Source organism: Rhodococcus sp. 15-725-2-2b (assembly GCF_002259075.1).
Classification (GTDB): domain Bacteria; phylum Actinomycetota; class Actinomycetes; order Mycobacteriales; family Mycobacteriaceae; genus Rhodococcoides.
Genome location: NZ_NPFL01000007.1, coordinates 111,526 through 129,316, shown reverse-complemented (window position 1 = coordinate 129,316; position 17,791 = coordinate 111,526). Strand labels below are relative to the sequence as shown.

The window sequence follows — 17,791 nt, the reverse complement described above, 5'->3', positions numbered from 1 at the left end:
GGTCTCAGACCGCCGTGGATTCGGGAGTGCGCCGCCGAGTCATCCGCGCCGTGACCGTTCCCGCCGCGAAGAACACCGCCACGACGACCAACAGCAGCGCGGCGAGCACCCCTGAACCGCCGATGAGCAGTGTGAAATTGTCCAGCACCAGAACGAGAATCCCCACCAACCCCACGGTTCCGAGCGCCGGGGCGACAACGGTGTGCCAGGTACGCGTATCGACGGTCGATCGACGGAAGAACGCGATGATCGCGCCTCCGGTGAGGATCATCAGAACCAGGATGCTCACGGTGGCGAGTCCGGACATCCACGTGAACAGTTCCAGCACCGGGTCGGCGCCTGCTGCCGCGAAGACCACGAGAACCACTGCCGCCGAGACGGTCTGGAACAGTGATCCCAGGTGCGGGGAGCCGTGCCGAGAGTGGGTGCGCGCCAACATCGACGGGGCGACACCCTTGCGGGCCAGCGCGAACACGTACCGTCCGATCGCGTTGTGGAACGCAAGCAGGGCAGCGAAGAGACTGGTGACCAGCATGATTTCCATGATGTCCGCCGCCATCGGGCCCAGGTACTGGGCGGCAGCGGCGAAGGTCAGCCCTGCCGTGTCGTCGGTTGCGGCCTGCCCGACGGACGAACTGCCGAAGGCGAGCACCACCGCCCAGCTCGAGACCGCATACACCAGACCGATGGTGACGACCGCGGCGTAGGTCGCGATCGGAACCGTCCGGGTGGGGTTGCGGGCTTCCTCGCCGTAGATCGCGGTGGCCTCGAAGCCGATGAACGACGCAATGGCGAACATCAGGGCGATTCCCGGGGATCCACTGAAGAAGGCCGAGGGAGTGAAGGATTCGACGTCGATGCCGGCGGCACCACCCTTGGCGAACACCGCGACCGACAGCATCACGATGATGCCGATCTCGAGCACCAGCAGTACCCCGAGGACCTTGGCACCGAGATCGATGCTGCGGTACCCGAGCGTCGCGACGATCGCGAGGAGGCCGAGCGCCCAGACCCACCACGGCAGGTCGGGACCCCCGTACTTCACCACCAGGCTGTCGACGGTCGATGCAGCGAGGCCATAGATCCCCGCCTGAACAGCCGTGTACGTCAGCAGCGCCAGACCCGCGGCGCCGAGGCCCATGGTTCTCCCGAGCCCCTTCTCCACGTACGCGTAGAACGCGCCCGTGTCCACCATGTGTCGGCTCATGGCCGCGTATCCGACGCTGAAGATCAGCAGGACGATCGCCGCGACTATGTAGGCGAGTGGAGCGCCCGCTCCGTTGCCGGTCGCGATCATGACCGGTAAGGCTCCACCGATGGCGGTCAGCGGCGCCGCAGCGGCGATGACCAGGAACACGATCCCGACGACGCCGATGGAACCGCGCAGTACGCCTGCCGAACTCGACTGTGTATCAGACATTCTGCTCACCGCCTGCGCAACTGGAGACGGCACAGTGTGCAGACGGCGAGCGCGGCACGTCGAGGGTGGGGTTGCGGTCGAAGAATCCCGCAGGCTTCAGTTTGAAGCCGGTGTAGTCCACCGGCATGATCGGCCAATCCTCGGGCCTCGGGAAGTGGGTCAGCCCGAAGGTGTGCCACAGCACGATGTCCTCGTCGACGAGGCTACGGTTCGAGGCGACGAAGGCCGGCAGGCCAGCTCCCCCGTGGTGCTGATTGACGAAATCACCTGCGGCATACCGTTCGCTTCGGTCGAACTGCGTCACCCAGAGATGCTTGGTGGCGAACGTGGCGCGTCGCGCGATCGACGAGTTGTCGTCGGCCAACAGCAGCGGCTGCCCCTCGGGATGCAATGTGTATCCGACGGGCTTTCCGAGCCGGCTCGAGGAGGTGGGATTGGTGACGTGCCAGACGCGGCCGACCCTGCCGTCGGCGACGCGTTGGGCCTCCGATTCCGTGGCCAGCGGGGTATGTTGCAGAGCAAAGGCATTGCCGTGCAGGTTGTCCGGGCCCATCGGTACTCGGCGGGTCTCGATCTCCTCGACGGCGTTGCCGATGCCGTCGACCATCATGTCCAGTCGCGCACTGAACAGGTGCTGGTGGCACGGCGCACCGAGCCCCGGGGCGATCTCTGTCGCGTAGGGGTAGTCGCCACCGGGATGCCCGGAGGTGAAGACGATTCCTGTTGCCTTGACCTCGAATTCGATGCTGCCGTCGAGGTACAGGTACCAGAAGAATCCGTAGTCGTAGTTGCCGATGGTGGTGAAGAAGGAGATCACGAGACGTCGCTGACGCCGGGTCTCCTGCGAACCCGACCACAGATCGGTGTGCTTCCACAACACCCCGAAGTCCTCCTCATGCATGCACACGGCATTCGGCAGCGTCTTCGGATTGCCGAATTCATCCGCGATCACAGCATCGAAATACGTGATGTCCCCGACGCAGTCACAGCCGAGTTCGAGTGAATTCGCGTACCGTCCCACCAGATACTCACCGGTGTCGAAGTAGTTCTGCCACGACCGCACCGGGGATGGGTCCCCATAGGGCACAACCATTTCGGCGATCGAAGCGCGGTGGATGATCGGCCGGACGATACCGTCGTCCTCGAACCCGATCTGGTGCAGAACCAGACCTTCACGCACATCGAAGCCGACTCGGAAGGACCACTTCTCCCAGTCGACGCGATTGCCGCGAACCGTGAAGCTCGGCCCCTCGGGTTGAGTGATCTCGATCGGCTTCTGCGTGGTGCGCAGCGGACCGGTGACGGCCGGATCGTCGAAGTTTCCCGACTCTTCCGGGATGGGAACCACGCCCAGGTCGACAACCTTGTCCACCGTCCGATTCATCACGTCCACGAACGCGACCAGCCCGTCTATGGGATGGGCCCACGCGTGATCGGCGGGGTGGTCCTGCCGAAAAGCCAGGCCACGCAGTATGCGTCGGCCATGCTCGCCCGGGTAGTCGAACACGCCTGCCGACAGGGGTGCCACTCGAACGTCGGTTACGTCGAGTCCGCGCGCGGCCAGTGCGGCGAGCCAGTCCGGGTCGGTGGAGAGCACATTCTCGACGAGCTCGAATTCCTCGTCGAGTACCGGCATCTGACCGTCGCGGATCGCGTCGAGCCGGGTGGAGTCGACCACCTGACGGTCGTCGAGGGAGACGAGAAGGTCGACGGCATCGGGCGTCGAAATATCGTGCAACAGCACCCGGAAGGTCCGCCGGGTGGTCGGTTCGGAGACGTACAACTCGGCCTTGTCCGGTTCGTCCAGTCCGACGTAGACGAATCGCGTTGCGGCCGTGACGAATCCGGCGGTGTCGACGATGTCTCGAACCTGTGCGATCTCGTCTTGGGTGGGCAACGACAGAGCGTGGTCGATTGCGTGGGGCGTGAGGGTTGGCATGGGTAGTCCTCGAGGTCTGGTGTTGGTTCTACGTACGTTGAATAACGAAGGCATGCGGCATTGCAGGATTCGCCTGCCCTCAGGGGTGGCTACAGCTGAGCTATGAACCGGTCGAGCATCTCGAACTGCCGGTCGGCAGTGGTGTCGTCGGGGGTGAGCACGCCGAGAATCTGCATACCCATCATCATGTTTAGCAACATTTCGACGGCGAGATCGACATCGAAGTCGCCGGCGTCGCCTTCTGCGCGAGCCTGCTCGAGAAACTCCGCCATCCGCGCCCGCCACGACACCAGGGATCGACGGTTCGTGTCGTCCATGTGCTCGTCGTACATCGCGCGCTGCCACAGCGAGACTGCAATTCTCGCCTCGAGCAGAGTCTCTTCGGTCGTCGGCATCACTTCTCGGCAGAAGATGCGGAGGGCATCGAATCCCGTTGCGTCGCCCAGAGCTTCGTCGATACGGCGGTTCGTAGCCTCGAAGACGTGCTCGAACGCGGTTCGGAGAATCTCGTCCTTACCCGCGAAGTAGTGGCTCAGCGCGCCGTTCGTGTATCCCGCCTCGGTCGCGATGTCCCGCATGTTCGCGGCATCGATCCCCTTGGCAGCGATCAGACGCCACGTTGCCGCGGTGATCGCGCGGCGGCGTTCGTCGTGATCCACGAGCTTGGGCACAGCCCTACGGTAGCGGCTCCCTGCTCGGACCTAGGGTTCGGGCATCGTCATCATCGCCTTCCGATCCGTTCGCACGTTGTTCTACGTCCGTTGAATCAAAGCTTGAGGCCTACTCGTTACGAATCGAGTTTCCTTCGGTAAACACCGCGTTACCCCAGGTGAGCGGAACTTCGACCCCTGCTACGAAGTTCCACTCACATGGGTCGTTCCGCAGGCTCCACCCCCGCTCACCTGCGGGGGCTCTACAGAACGATCGTCACGACCTTCTCCTCGGTATTGGCCTCGATGCCTGCCCACCCGAGCTCACGGCCCGTGCCACTGGTCTTCATGCCGCCCCACGGGAGTGCGGGATCGATTGCCGCCCAACCGTTCACCCATACCGCGCCGGAGCGGACCTGCGCGGCCAGGGTGTGCGCCCTCGACACGTCGCGGGTCCAGATCGAGGCGGCCAGTCCGTACACGGTGTCGTTGGCGATGCGGATCGCTTCGTCCGCGGTATCGAACGGAATCACCGTACCGACGGGCCCGAAGATCTCCTCCTGGGCGATCTTCATGCCGTTGTCGGCGTCGGCGAAGATGGTCGGCTCGACGAAATACCCGGCCCCGTCGGGACGGCCACCTCCGGCCGCCACTCGGGCACCGCCGTCGCGTCCGGCCTGGATGTACCCCAGCACGCTGTCGCGCTGCGTGGCGTTGACGAGTGCGCCCATGGTCGTCGACGGATCGAAGGGATCGCCCACCACCTGAGCCGACGCAGCAGCGGCCAGACCGTCGACCACCTGTGAGTACAGCGAGCGATGCACCAACACTCGGGTGCCGGCCGCACACACCTGGCCCTGGTTGAAGAACAGGCCCATCGCGGTTCCGTTGATCGCTGCCTCGAGGTCCGCGTCCTCGAGGATGATCTGCGGCGACTTGCCGCCGAGTTCGAGGGTGGTCCGCTTGAACGTGTCGGCAGCCTTCTTTGCGATGAGCTTGCCGACTCGAGGACTTCCGGTGAAGCTGATCTTGTCGACGTCCGGGTGACCGACCAGCGCGTCGCCGGTCACTTCTCCCAGTCCCGGAAGGACATTGACAACTCCCGCAGGTACGCCCGCCTCGTCGATCAGTCGAGCCAGGTGCAGGATCGACAGCGGTGCGTCCTCCGGCGGCTTGATCACTACGGTGTTTCCTGCGGCCAGTGCGGGCGCGAGCTTCCATCCGGCGATCATCAGCGGCGTGTTCCACGGGACGATCATGCCGATCACGCCGACGGGCTCGCGAACGGTGTACGAGTGCGTCGGCTGCCCGAAGTATCCCGCAGTGGGAATGGAGCTGCCGGTGATCTTGTCTGCCCAGCCGGCGAAGTGCCGGAAAGTGGCTGCTGAATTGGGAATGTCGAGCATCGCCGGTTGACCCACCGGCTTGCCGACGTCGAGGGCCTCGAGTCGAGCGAGCAGGTCGCCGTCGCGCTCGATGAGATCGGCAATCCGGTTGAGCAGCTTCCCGCGGACTGCTCCAGGAGTCGCGCCCCACTCACCACCGAGCTGGGCCCGGGCCGCGCGCACCGCTGCATCGACGTCCGACGCGCTAGCCGCAGCAACCTCGGCCAGGGGCTGTTCCGTCGTGGGGTTGATGTCGGTGAAGGTGCCACCGTCGGATGCGCCGCGCCACTGCCCGGCGATGTAGAGCTCGGTGGCGGTGCCGGTCGGCAACGACGGTGCGGCCGATTCCTGTACTGCAGTCATGTTTCTTGGCTCCTTCTCGGGTGCCGATCGCGGCACCTGTGGCGTGTCTGCTCCAGACTGCGCCCGTGCCTACGAGAAGGTCTTGTGTGATCGCGCACACATTGTGCGGCAGATGCGCACCGCCCATCGAGCTCCACGCGTGACGATCGTGTGTCCACACACGAGGTCCCGGTTACCGCAATGTTTCGGTATCCGACCGTGCGACGGAGAGTCAATTTTTCCGACACTTCGAGGCCATCGAATGGCCTTTCAGCAGGCAAAACTGGGGCACTCCCAACGAAAGGCCCGTCCATGAACCACCATCAGTTCCGCGCCGCAGCAGTCCAGGCCGCGCCGATCTTTCTCGATCTCGACGCCTCGATCGACAAGGCGATCGGCCTGATCGAGGACGCAGCTCGCGCCGGAGCCGAGCTCGTCGCGTTTCCCGAGACCTACCTGCCCGGCTATCCCTGGTACATCTGGCTCGACGCCCCGGCATGGGGATTTCAGTTCACACAGCGCTATTTCGACAACTCGCTCGAGTACGGAACTCCGCAAGCAGCTCGAATTGCGCAGGCCGCCAAAGACAACCACATCATGATCGCGATGGGCCTGAGCGAGCGATACAAGGCCAGTCTCTACATCGCCCAGTGGATCATCGACGCGGAAGGCAAGACCGTCGCTATGCGTCGCAAGCTCAAGCCGACTCACGTCGAACGCACCGTCTACGGCGAGGGCGACGGATCGGATCTGTCGGTGTACGACACGGACCTCGGACGAGTCGGCGCACTGTGCTGCTGGGAGCACTTGCAGCCGCTGTCGAAGTACGCGATGTACGCCCAGAACGAGCAGGTTCACATCGGAGCCTGGCCCAGCTTCTCGCTCTACACCGGAGCGGCCTACGCCCTCGGGCCAGAGGTCAACACGGCCGCCAGCCGCATCTACGCCGTCGAAGGCGGCTGTTTCGTCATCAGTCCGTGCGCGACGGTCTCGCCCGAGATGATCGACATCATGTGCACCGACGACGCCAAGCGCGCGATGCTCACCGCGGGCGGCGGGCATGCCCGCATCTTCGCTCCCGACGGCCAATTGATGCACGAACCGCTCGCCCCCGACGCCGAAGGCCTGGTGTTCGCCGACATCGACACCAGCCTGATTTCCATCGCCAAGGCCGCCGCCGACCCGGCCGGCCACTACTCGCGTCCGGATGTGACGAGACTGTGGCTCGACAAGACTCCCGGCGACCGCGTCGTGTCGGGTGCGCAGCCAGTGGCGAACGCGCGCTACGACTCCACCGAGGACGTCGCCGCCGAGGTACGGCTCGAGATCACCGAGCAGCTCGCTCACGACGAGGACGCCGCCCGTGTCTGAGCTCGAATCCGCGATACCCGATCACCTCGTCGTTCCACGGTCGTGTCCGCGCAGAACACCCGAGAGCTACCAGCCGCCCTTCCCGTCGTACGTGGCTCGCTTCCCGGTATCGACCGAGCGAGTCGTGATGGGCTACTTCGGAATACAGGGCGTACCCGACGCCTCCCCGTGGGGTGACGACGGCCCACCCCGGACGGACCGGGCGCGCTACACCGACGAGGAGGGCATCGACACGACGGTGTTCATCGGCTACTGGGACGACGTGGCCGCCTTCGACCGCTGGTTCGACACCGTCGGCCGGCACTGGACGAGCGTCCGAGGCCGCTTCGTCGAGATCATCAGACCGACCGTCGACCGTTACGAGACGCTGTTCTCGTCCACCGGACGAATGGAAGGTGTTGCCACTCTGACCGATTCACTCAGTGGAACCATCGTCGAGCATGCCTACTGGGGCGGGGTTCGAGATCGAATCCCGTTGTCGCAGAGTGACTCGCTTGCTCCCAGCGGGGAGCCTCGGGTGGTGCGCGAGGGCGACAGAGTCAGGATCATGCCGCAGGAGAACCTCTGCCTCATCCGATCCGGGCAGGATTGGGCCGATACCGCCGGGGCCGAACGAGAGATGTACCTGCGGGACGTCGAACCGGTATTGCGTGCCGGCATGGACTTTCTCCGCGACGACGGACTGGCCATCGGATGCTTCGCCAATCGGTACATGACCGTCGTGACCGACGACGGCACCGATACCGACAAATCGTTCGGTATGAGTTGGTGGCGCAGCCTGAGCGATCTGGAGGCATGGGCCGAGTCGCATCCGACGCACGTGGCCATCTTCGGTGCCGCGCTGAAGTATCTGTCGACGATGGGCCCCGCAGCCGCCCTGAGGCTCTATCACGAAGTGACCGTCGCGGCGGCGGACGAGCAGTACTTCGAGTACTTCGGCTGCCACGACCGCACCGGTCTACTGCGCACCGCTGCCGAGCGTTCTACTCTGTGACCGGACGGGAGGTACCTGACATGGGCGATCCGCTGCGCACCGATTCGGTGGACCGGGCCGACAGCGTCGACTTCTGGACCGCGGCGGTGAGCCGGACGTACGTCGATCTCGAGTGCACGATTCCCGAGAACGCGTCGGCCATCACCGGGCATATCGAGTCCACCGGACTTGCGACTCTCGGGTTGTCGCGAGTGTCGGCGACAGCTCAGAGCGTGCTGCGAACGCCTGCAGGTATCTCCCGAACCAGTGACGACTACTTCCTGGTCAGTGTCCAGACGTCGGGAACCGGGTTCGTCGTCCAGGACGACCGAACTGCGGTCCTGCAACCGGGAGACTTCGCGCTCTACGACACCACCCGGCCCTACAGTCTTCGCTTCGACGACCCGTTCGCCCAATACGTTCTGATGCTCCCCGGAGCAACGCTGAGGACGCTCGTCCGGGATACGAATTCTCTGACCGCGCGCGCTGTGTCCGGACGGCACGGAGCGGGAAAACTGCTCGTCAGCATGATCTCGTCGATCATGGACGACGCCGACATGAGTACCGCGTCGGCCGAGGCCGTGTCGCAGAGCGTCGAGTACATTCTGGTCGCGGGCCTGGTCGGACTCACCGGGGTCGAGAAGCCCGCCCCGTATGCGGCGTCGGAGAGACTCGGCGAGATCAAGCGCGCGATGACCGCGCGACTGCGTGATCCGGACCTGACCGTCACGGAAGTGGCTGCCTCGCTGCACTTGTCGCTCAGTACGGTGCATCGAGCATTCGCCGGTGAGCCGTGCACCGCCAGTGAATGGATCTGGATGCAGCGACTCGACGGCGTCAAACGGGCACTGTGCGAGCCGCAGAATGCCCGCACCACCATCGGCGCGTTGGCGGCATCGTGGGGATTCACCGACCCCGCGCATTTCAGCCGCGCGTTTCGTGCGCGCTTCGGCTGCACCCCCAAGGACTTTCGCGACATCAGCCGCAGCTGAGTCGGCTCAGATCTCGAGCGACCCGGCCAGTGTCGGCCAACTCTTGGGCAGCTGCTCCACCCAGTACGGCCACGAATGAGTTCCGGTCTCGGTGAAGTCGAATGTCGCCGGGATGTTCAGCTGGCCGAGTCGGTCCGCCAGTCGATGGGTGCAGTAGTTCGCGCCCACTTCGATGAGGCCGCCGACCACCACCACATCCAGTGCCGCTGCGCTGTCGAAGCTCTCGTGCGGTCCCGGCGCTCCCGTTCCCACCGACACGTACACGTCGGTGCCGCGCAGACTTTCGGCGTTGACCACCGAATCGTGTTGCACCCAGGCAGGATCGAGAGGTCCGCCCCACATGTTGTCGGCATTACCGCCGAACGCTCCGACGATCGCGCGAATGCTCGCCTGCCCCATCGGCTCCGAGGAGGCGAAACAACCACTGTACGACGCAACCCCGGAGTAGAGATCGGGGTGACGTGCGGCCAGCATCATGGCGGACTGCGCACCCATGGACAGCCCTGCGATCGCGTTGCGTCCGTTGCCATCCACGGCTGCGTCGATCAACGGGGGGAGTTCCTCGGTCAGGAACGTCTCCCATTGGTATCGGCCGAGTTTCGGATCGTCCCGTTGCCAGTCGGTGTAGAAGCTGCCGGGGCCTGCCAGCGGTAGGACGACGTTGACGTTCTTGTCGGCGAAGAATTCGGCCGCGCCGCCCTTGCGGAGCCACATGCTGTTGTGGGGGTCCTCTTCTCCGATGCCGCTGAGCATGTACAGCGTCGGCCGCGAGCCGGACTGTGCTGCCGGGGTGAGCACCTGCACCTCGACGACGGCCCCCATCGCTGGCGATTCCACGCTCAGCGTGCGCAGGGTCTGCGACGCGATGGACGTGTCGACGATCCGCGCGACCGGCGCGACGGGATCGGCCGTCGCGACGCCTACCGAGGACACCGACAGAGCTGCGGCGACGACGAACGTGGTGAAGATGCGTCGACGACGCATGGCGATCCTCTCGGGAGGTGTCAGCAGGGCAGGATTTGTCACAACGAAATGGCGAATTGCATGGAGCATTGCACAGCGACCGACCGGATGGAATGCCGAACGTCGATCCGCCCGATTCGGACCGACCGGGACTCTGACAACACCTCGCCGCGCGAGCATTTGCCCTTCTTTGCAACATCTTTCGGGCATCGAGTACCGACTTTCGATATCGCATCGCCCACTAATGGTTAGTGCACTACTCAATTCTGGTAGCCTGGGACCGTGGCCACCGCCGAAGATCCACTCGCACTCGATCGACAGGTCTGCTTTGCACTCGCCGTCGCCAACCGTGCCGTGCTGTCGGTGTATCGGCCCCTGCTCGAGCCGATGGGGCTGACGCATCCGCAATATCTGGTGATGCTGGCACTGTGGGGCGAGTCGCCGATGTCGGTCAAAGCCATCGGATCGGCACTGCAGCTCGACTCCCCCACCCTGTCGCCGCTTCTCAAGCGTCTGGAGTCGATGGGGTTGCTCACCCGCAATCGAAGCGTCGAGGACGAGCGCGTTCTGCTCGTCGCGCTCACCCCGGCCGGGGCCGCACTCCGCAAGAAGGCCGAGAAAATTCCACCCGCCGTCGTGGCGAAGCTCGGCGCGTCGCTCGCCGAGCTCGACGAACTGCGACGCGTCCTCACCCGCGTCAACGACGCGGCCATCGCAGCAGGAGCACTGTCGTGAACGCTCGCCCGACCCGCACCCGTCCGCCCCTCGGCCAATGGCTGGGCTACGCCGTCCTCGGCCGCAAACTCCCCGACGAGTTCCAGGGCTGGGTCCGACGCGACCTCGTCGGTCCGGGAGCGACGCCGCGTCACATCCTGCGCTCGATGATTCCGTTCCTGCCGATCTTCATCGGATTTTTCGTCCTGTTCCCAGGAGCGATCTGGCTACGCGCCTCGATGGTGTTGCTCAGCCTGCTGCTCGCGCTGTTCTACACGGCGGCGTACATGGATCAGAACCGTGCCCGACGCCTGGAAATCCACGGGCTCCCGGCCGGTCTGAAGAGCGAGAAGAAGACGGCCGAAATGGAACGGGAACGCGAGAAGTACCGCCGCAATCACTGACGCTCTCGGTCGAGCCCGGCGGTGAAGTCGTCGACGATCATGGTTGCCAGGTCGCGGGTCTTTCGGTTGGAGTTCTGCGACAGTTCGGTCAGCTGGGTGAACGCGGCATCTTCGTCGATGCGGTAGACCGACATCAGAATTCCCACTGCCCGGCCGATCGTTCCGCGGGTGTCGAGGGCAGTGCGCAGCGTCGAGGCCTGGTTGTCACTTTCGGCGAGGATCTGTTCGCGCATACGGGAGAGTTCGTGGTGTACCCGCACACGGGCGACGAGTTCTCGATCGTGGAACGGTTTGACGATGTAGTCGTCGGCCCCGCGGCCCAGGCCGTCGAGCACGAAGTCCGTTCCCGCTCGCGCGGTCAGCAGTATCACGGGCACACGCTGCAGGCCGGTGTCGCGGCGGATCTCGTCGACCAGGTCCAGTCCGCTGCGCCCGGGGAGCATGACGTCGGTGAGCACGATGCCCGGCGGCGTCGACCGTGCCAGATCGAGTGCGGTCTCGATATCGCCTGCGGTGGCGACCGACCACCCTTCCTCGGTCAGCAGCCTCAGCAGGTAGTTGCGCATGTCGACGTTGTCCTCGACGAGCAGAATGTCCGCTCGATCGGGCGTCGCCTGCGTCGATTCGTGGGCCACGAAGATCGCCGACACCGAATCGGTCGGTGTTGCCGGACGGTCGACGGGCACCGCAGCCTCGACCGGCACCCGGGGCACGACCACGGTGAACGTGCTCCCGATGCCCACCTCGCTGTCGACATCCACATGCCCGTTCAGGGCTGTGAGCAGGTCCGATACCAGCGCGAGCCCGATGCCGAACCCTTCGATACTGCGCGCTCCCGCGTGCTCGACCCGGTGGAATCGATCGAAGATGCGCGACAGATCGTCTTCGGGGATTCCGAGCCCGGTATCGGCGATCACGAGCCGAACGGTGTCGGTCTCGGCCCTCAGACGCACCGACACCCGGCCCGTGGGGGTGTACTTGATGGCGTTCGCGACGAGGTTGAACACGATCTTCGACCACATCTCGCCGTCGCTGAGCACGACGACGTCCTCGGACGTATCGACTTCCAGGTCGAGACCGCGGTCCGACGCCACCGTCGCGAACAGCGTCGCGCAGTCACGCGTCACCGCCGTGAGATCGGTGGGTTCGAGACGGGCCTCGAGTCGGCCCGCGTCGGCGCTGACGACATCCATCAGATCGTCGACGAGTCGGCGTAGTCGTACCGATGCGCGGTGGACCACGTCGAGGGATTGCCGATCGGGTTCGCCCAACTGCGAGGAAGCACTCTCGCGTACCGAGTCCAGCGGACCGGCGAGAAGGGTCAGCGGTGTTCGGAATTCGTGCCCAACGGTTTCGAGCAGCCGCGTCTTCGCCGCATCGGCCTCGGCCAGCGCCACGACGCGTTGCCGCTCCATCTCGAAGGCCTGGGAGGCGGTCAGCGCAGTCGATACGCGTTCGGCCACGACGCCACAGAACGAGGTGAAGGCATCGTCGATCACTCGGTGGCTGCTCACCCCGATCAGCAGCGCACCGACCGGCTGCACACGGCCTGCCATCGTCAACGGCACGACGACGGCCCGAGGAACGTTGCCGTCCACGCCGACCGTCGCCACGGCCACTGCGCCGTCGGCGACCCGGGCGAGATCGGCGCACTCCCACGTCGAGCGCTCGTAGCCGACGTCGCCGCCGGTCACGACACACTCGACGCGGCCGTCCGCATTCATGCCTTCGCGGAGGTAACCGGAGACGAGCGGAAACTCCGATGCTTCGGCCGCGAGCGCGCCCACGGCCGCCCGGCAGATGTCCTCGGCACCGTCGGTGTCGATGCCTGTCAGCGTCCCCAGGCTCAGCAACGCCTGCATACGACGGTCACCGAGCACCTGCTGGGTGACCTCCGACGTGGCGACGAACACGCCGAGGACCGCGCGTCCGGGACCGTGGATCGGGCTGTAGGAGAAAGTGAAGTACGTCTCTTCGAGGAATCCGTACCGGTTCATCATGAACCGTTGGCGAGCACCGTGCACTGCCGTGCCGCCGTCGACGACCTGTCGGGCCAACTCTCCGATCTCGTCCCAGATCTCCGCCCAACAGACCTTGGCCGGCTGCGCTGCGGCCGCGGGGAACTTGTCCCCGAGGAAGTCGGTGTACGTGTGGTTGAAGATCTGCACCAGGTGAGGACCCCACCAGATCAGCATCGGAATCGTCGACGGCATGACGGTGCGAATCGCGGTGATCAACTCTTGCGGCCACTGGTCCACCGGCCCCAACTCGGTCGCCGCCCAGTCCAGTTCCCGAAACCTGGCGTCGGTCGCGTTGTCACCCGGAAACAGCTCGTCCAGGCGGGCCGAACCGGCATCGGGTCGTGGGGAGTTCATCGCATCGTCCTTCGTAACTTGCGCCCGCTGGTGCTCGGCGGCCGCAATCTCGCCGTCGATAGTAGCCGAACGCTCGGTATGCAGGCGTTTCGCTCGAGCGTTACGGGGGTACTGCCGCGACCATGCCCTCCTCATTCAGTCTCCCGTACCCCTTGGGCGTCTCACGTCTGTCGAACGACGGTGCCAACCTTGCCGTCTACTCCGAAACAGCGGACTCGGTCTCCGTGGTCGTATTGAACGACGACGGAACAGAGCGCAGTACAACGCTTTTGACGCAGCGCACCGGCCACGTCTTTCACGATCTGGTTCCCGACGTCACCCCGGGAGCGCGGTACGGTCTGCGCGTCGACGGTCCGTGGGACCCCGCGTCGGGGTTACGGCACAACTCGGCGAAGTTGCTCCTCGACCCGTACGCCACCGCCATCACCGGTCAGGTCGACTGGAACGAGTCGGTCTTCTCGCATCTGCACGACGAGCCGGAGACCCGCAACGACGAGGATTCGGCACCGTACATGCCGTATTCCGTTGCTGTGCAATCGAACTTCGATTGGTCGGGAGACGAGTCACCGCGCACACCGTTGGACAAGACGGTCGTCTACGAGGTGCACGTCAAGGGATTCACCGCCACCAATCCCGATGTGCCCGAGGACATTCGCGGCACCTACGCCGGACTGGCACACCCCGCAGCCATCGCACATCTGAAACGAATCGGCGTCACGGCAGTGGAACTGCTGCCGATCCACCAGTTCGTTCAGGATTCGCATCTGCTGGAGGAGGGCCGTCGCAATTACTGGGGCTACAACTCCATCGGCTTCTTCGCCCCGCACAACGAGTACAGCAGCACCGGCGACACCGGCGGCCAGGTGGACGAGTTCAAGGCCTTGGTCAAAGCCATGCACGACAACGGCATCGAGGTCATTCTCGACGTCGTCTACAACCACACCGCCGAGGGCAACCATCTCGGACCGACCCTCTCGCTCAAGGGAATCGACAACGGCTCGCACTACCGACTCGTCGACGACGACCGGAGCGCGTACTACGACACCACCGGTACCGGCAACAGCCTCAACGTCGGTCACCCCGCCGCCCTGGCACTCATCCTCGACTCACTGCGCTACTGGGTGACCGAGATGCACGTCGACGGCTTCCGCTTCGACCTGGCCAGCACCCTGACTCGTCAGGACTCGGACCTCGACGTGCACAGCGCGTTCCTCAGCCTCGTGCATCAGGATCCGACGCTCGCGCCGGTCAAGCTCATCGCCGAACCGTGGGACACCCAGGGCTACCAGGTGGGCGGCTTCCCGGCGCGCTGGTCGGAGTGGAACGGCAAGTTCCGCGACGACGTTCGCGATTTCTGGCGCGGCGAGAGCGGCGCTCTGCCTGCACTGGCGCAACGTGTCACCGGCAGCCCGGACGTCTACGAGAGCACCCGTCGACCCACGTTGGCCAGCGTCAACTTCATCACCGCACACGACGGCTTCACGTTGGCCGACCTGAACTCCTACGACGACAAACACAACGAGGAGAACGGCGAGGACAGCCAGGACGGCGAATCCGACAACCGCTCGTGGGGTTGCGGTGCCGAGGGCCCGACCGACGACGAGGGTGTCAACGCATTGCGAGCTCGCCAGCAACGCAATCACCTTGCGACGCTGCTGCTCTCGGCCGGTGTGCCGATGATCCTCGGCGGCGACGAGCTCGGCCGGACGCAGAACGGCAACAACAATGCCTACTGCCAGGACAACGAGGTCTCCTGGTTCGACTGGAGCACAGCCGATCAGGACCTCATCGACTTCACCACGCACCTCATCGCGCTTCGCACCGAGCACCCGGCACTGCGCCCCACCTGGTTTCGGCACGACAGCGATTCCGACGAGGAGGGAGCCGGCCCGGACACCGTCGACTTCTATCGCGCCGACGGCGAGAAGCTGTCCGACGAGGATTGGTCCGACGGCAACGCCCACAGCATTCTGGTCCTCATGCGCGCCGGGGAAAGTGATGCCTCGTTCGCGTGGATGGTCAACGCCTCACCCGGAGCCGTGGAATTCACTCTGCCGAAGGGCACCTGGACTCAGACGATCTCGAGCGACCCGGATCAGGCCTACGAGGCCGGCGGCCCGTCCATCCTGATCCGAGAGCACTCGTTCACGTTGCTGCAGGGCTGATCGAGGCGGAACACTCTGCTGTCCACCGGTCTCGAACAGCCTGCCATTGATTCGAGTCCGATCGTCCGGCCCATGCGATGTATCCATCGGGCCGGACGAGGACTGCCGGACCGTGGTCGGCTCGGCGGGGGATATCCGTTCGGCTGCAATCGTTCTCGCCGATCATCAGAAAAGTGGTGTCGCGCAGCGCCGTGGTGACGGTGCCGTCGATGAGGGGTATCTGCACTGCGCGCCGGCCAACCAGCGGGTGCTCGCCACGTCGGCAAGCATACGAGATCGAAATACCGGAAAACATCCCGGCTATCCTGCCGACGGCACGTTGTCTACGAAGCACCCGTGCGGAGACGATGTTGCGCAACGTCCGCGCTACCACCGAGCGCAGCAACAACATGCGAATCGTCACGCCGCTACTGCGCAACACCAGCTTTCCCACTGGATGCCGCTCGTCGTGATATGTGTCGAGGATCTTCTGGTCGGCACCGCCGAGGACGGCTGCCAGCTTCCAGCCGAGGTTCATCGCGTCCTGGATTCCGGTGTTCATGCCCTGTCCCCCGGCAGGCGAATGTACGTGCGCCGCATCGCCGGCCAGGAATACCCGGCCCACTCGGTAGCGCCGGACTTGCCTCTCGTCGCAGGAGAAGCGCGAACTCCATCGCACGTCGGTCCAGCCGTAGTCGGTTCCGAGTGCGCGGCGCACCACGTCACGAAGCCGCGTCTCGTCGACGGATGCAGCTACGTCTGCGGTGTCGGTACGGTCGCAGGCGATCACTCGAAACCACCCGTCGCCGAACGGCGCGACGAACGCAAAGCAGTCCTTGCCTGCGCCGATGTTGATCAGACCGTTGGGCGGATCGACCAACCGGACATCCGCGAGCATGATCGACCGCAGCAATTCCCTGCCGGGGAAGTCGAGTCCGATCGACGTGCGGACGATACTGTGCACTCCGTCGGTTCCGGCCGCATACGACGCCGTCCACTCCTGCGCGCTGCCGTCGGCCACCGTCCCGCGCACCACTACTCCGTCGGCATTCTGCTCGAGACCGGTGACCTCGACCCCGCGCAGAATCCGCGCACCGGATGCCCGCGCGTACTCCTCGAGTCGAGAGTCCACGTTGGTCTGTGGCGTGACCAGCAGATACGGAAACTGCGACGGTAGTGCGCCGAGGTCGAGGGACAGTCCGTTCCAGAGTTTCAGTCCCGGCGCGTGCGCTCCGGTGGAGAGCAGGTCCTCGGCCAGACCACGACTGTCGAGAATCTCCAGCGTGCGGGCATGTACTCCGAAAGCTCGCGACAGCGGTGATTGTGCATCGTGTTTCTCGAGCACCGTCACCGAGCGGCCCGCACGCGCGAGTTCCCCCGCCAGCATGCAGCCCGCCGGACCTGCACCGACGACGATCACGTCCGAATGGTTCATGACGCACTCCCACTGTGGTCAGCGAATTCCTGGGTCAGCGAATTCTTGGTCAACGACTGTTGACTTCCGACGATAGACCCGTCGAGCACTGTGGTCAACGGTCGTTGACTTAGGCTACGGAGATGACCGAACGACAACCTCGATCCGCGACCGCCACCCGAGCTCGCATTCTCGACGCAGCCCGCACCCAATTCGCGGCCGACGGCTACGACCGCACCACCATGCGATCCGTCGCCGCCACCGCGGGCGTCGACGCGGCGATGGTCGTCAGGTATTTCCGAACCAAGGAAGCGTTGTTCGCCGAGGCCGCCACGTTCGAACTCGACATTCCGGATCTGACCCACGTCCCACCGGAGCGCATTGCAGAAGTGTTGATGCCCAGGTTCTTCCAGGTCTGGGAGGAAGACGGAACGTTCCTCGCCCTGATGCGCGCTGCGGCTACCAATGCCGCGGCGGCAACGACCATGCAGCAGGTGTTCGCCACCCAGGTCGCGCCGGCGCTGGCCGCAGTCTCGCCAGATCGGTATGCGGAGCGGGCTGCCCTGGTGGGAACCCAGGTACTCGGTCTGGTGTTCGCACGCTACATCCTCGCGGTACCTCCATTGGCCGAGATGACCCACGAGCAGTTGGTTCGGTGGGTAGGACCGACGCTGCGGCGCTACCTCACCGAACCACTCGACTGAG

General features: G+C 64.8%; 14 protein-coding genes. 7 read left to right on the top strand and 7 right to left on the bottom strand.

Features of this window, described 5'->3' with window-relative positions; translation table 11 throughout:
• Positions 1–4: 4 nt before the first annotated feature.
• The 4 genes from CH306_RS10405 to styD all read right to left on the bottom strand — a co-directional run bounded on the left by CH306_RS10405 (position 5) and on the right by styD (position 5,757).
• Positions 5–1,420 (bottom strand): APC family permease, encoded by a 1,416-nt coding sequence (locus CH306_RS10405; protein ID WP_094646534.1) that lies wholly within the window; start codon positions 1,418–1,420, stop codon positions 5–7.
• Positions 1,413–3,359, bottom strand: coding sequence for a primary-amine oxidase (locus CH306_RS10400; RefSeq protein WP_094646533.1), 1,947 nt, complete (start codon positions 3,357–3,359; stop codon positions 1,413–1,415). Before CH306_RS10400 ends, CH306_RS10405 begins: the two co-directional genes overlap by 8 nt.
• Positions 3,360–3,448: 89 nt before the next feature.
• Positions 3,449–4,018, bottom strand: coding sequence for a TetR/AcrR family transcriptional regulator (locus tag CH306_RS10395; RefSeq protein WP_094646597.1), 570 nt, complete (start codon positions 4,016–4,018; stop codon positions 3,449–3,451).
• A 254-nt stretch (positions 4,019–4,272) separates the two neighbouring features.
• Positions 4,273–5,757, bottom strand: coding sequence for a phenylacetaldehyde dehydrogenase StyD (gene styD / locus CH306_RS10390; RefSeq protein WP_094646532.1), 1,485 nt, complete (start codon positions 5,755–5,757; stop codon positions 4,273–4,275).
• Between the two features lie 291 nt (positions 5,758–6,048).
• Between styD and CH306_RS10385 the strand changes: the two genes are divergently transcribed.
• Genes CH306_RS10385 through CH306_RS10375 form a run of 3 tightly spaced genes read left to right on the top strand, consistent with a single transcriptional unit; the run spans position 6,049 to position 9,072 of the window.
• Positions 6,049–7,107: a carbon-nitrogen hydrolase family protein gene (locus tag CH306_RS10385; RefSeq protein WP_094646531.1), complete on the top strand. Its 1,059-nt coding sequence runs from the start codon at positions 6,049–6,051 to the stop codon at positions 7,105–7,107.
• On the top strand, positions 7,100–8,101 hold the full coding sequence (locus CH306_RS10380; protein ID WP_094646530.1) for a phenylacetaldoxime dehydratase family protein: 1,002 nt from the start codon (positions 7,100–7,102) through the stop codon (positions 8,099–8,101). The genes CH306_RS10385 and CH306_RS10380 overlap by 8 nt, the downstream gene beginning before the upstream one ends.
• A gap of 20 nt (positions 8,102–8,121) precedes the next feature.
• A complete protein-coding gene (locus tag CH306_RS10375) occupies positions 8,122–9,072 on the top strand; it encodes a helix-turn-helix domain-containing protein (protein ID WP_094646529.1) in 951 nt (316 codons plus the stop codon).
• 6 nt (positions 9,073–9,078) lie between these two features.
• Here CH306_RS10375 and CH306_RS10370 read toward each other — a convergent pair whose 3' ends face one another.
• A complete protein-coding gene (locus tag CH306_RS10370; protein WP_094646596.1) occupies positions 9,079–10,056 on the bottom strand; it encodes an alpha/beta hydrolase in 978 nt (325 codons plus the stop codon).
• A 261-nt stretch (positions 10,057–10,317) separates the two neighbouring features.
• On the opposite strand from CH306_RS10370, the gene CH306_RS10365 reads away from it, so the two are divergent.
• On the top strand, positions 10,318–10,770 hold the full coding sequence (locus CH306_RS10365; RefSeq protein WP_045198157.1) for a MarR family winged helix-turn-helix transcriptional regulator: 453 nt from the start codon (positions 10,318–10,320) through the stop codon (positions 10,768–10,770).
• Entirely contained in the window at positions 10,767–11,153 is a 387-nt protein-coding gene (locus CH306_RS10360) for a DUF5313 family protein (RefSeq protein ID WP_094646528.1), read from the top strand. The genes CH306_RS10365 and CH306_RS10360 overlap by 4 nt, the downstream gene beginning before the upstream one ends.
• On the opposite strand, the gene CH306_RS10355 is transcribed toward CH306_RS10360, so the two are convergent.
• The gene (locus tag CH306_RS10355; protein WP_094646527.1) at positions 11,147–13,528 is read right to left on the bottom strand and encodes a response regulator; all 2,382 of its coding nucleotides are present in this window, start codon (positions 13,526–13,528) and stop codon (positions 11,147–11,149) included. The two genes, CH306_RS10360 and CH306_RS10355, sit on opposite strands and share 7 nt — an antisense overlap.
• Positions 13,529–13,650: 122 nt before the next feature.
• Here CH306_RS10355 and glgX point away from each other — a divergent pair, with 122 nt between their 5' ends.
• The gene (gene glgX, locus CH306_RS10350) at positions 13,651–15,693 is read left to right on the top strand and encodes a glycogen debranching protein GlgX (RefSeq protein ID WP_094632189.1); all 2,043 of its coding nucleotides are present in this window, start codon (positions 13,651–13,653) and stop codon (positions 15,691–15,693) included.
• Here the strand turns inward: glgX and CH306_RS10345 are convergent.
• Positions 15,674–17,107, bottom strand: a complete 1,434-nt coding sequence (locus CH306_RS10345; protein ID WP_094646526.1) for an FAD-dependent oxidoreductase — start codon at positions 17,105–17,107, stop codon at positions 15,674–15,676. The genes glgX and CH306_RS10345 overlap by 20 nt on opposite strands.
• Positions 17,108–17,229: 122 nt before the next feature.
• Here CH306_RS10345 and CH306_RS10340 point away from each other — a divergent pair, with 122 nt between their 5' ends.
• Positions 17,230–17,790: a TetR/AcrR family transcriptional regulator gene (locus CH306_RS10340; protein WP_094646525.1), complete on the top strand. Its 561-nt coding sequence runs from the start codon at positions 17,230–17,232 to the stop codon at positions 17,788–17,790.
• Position 17,791 lies beyond the last annotated feature (1 nt).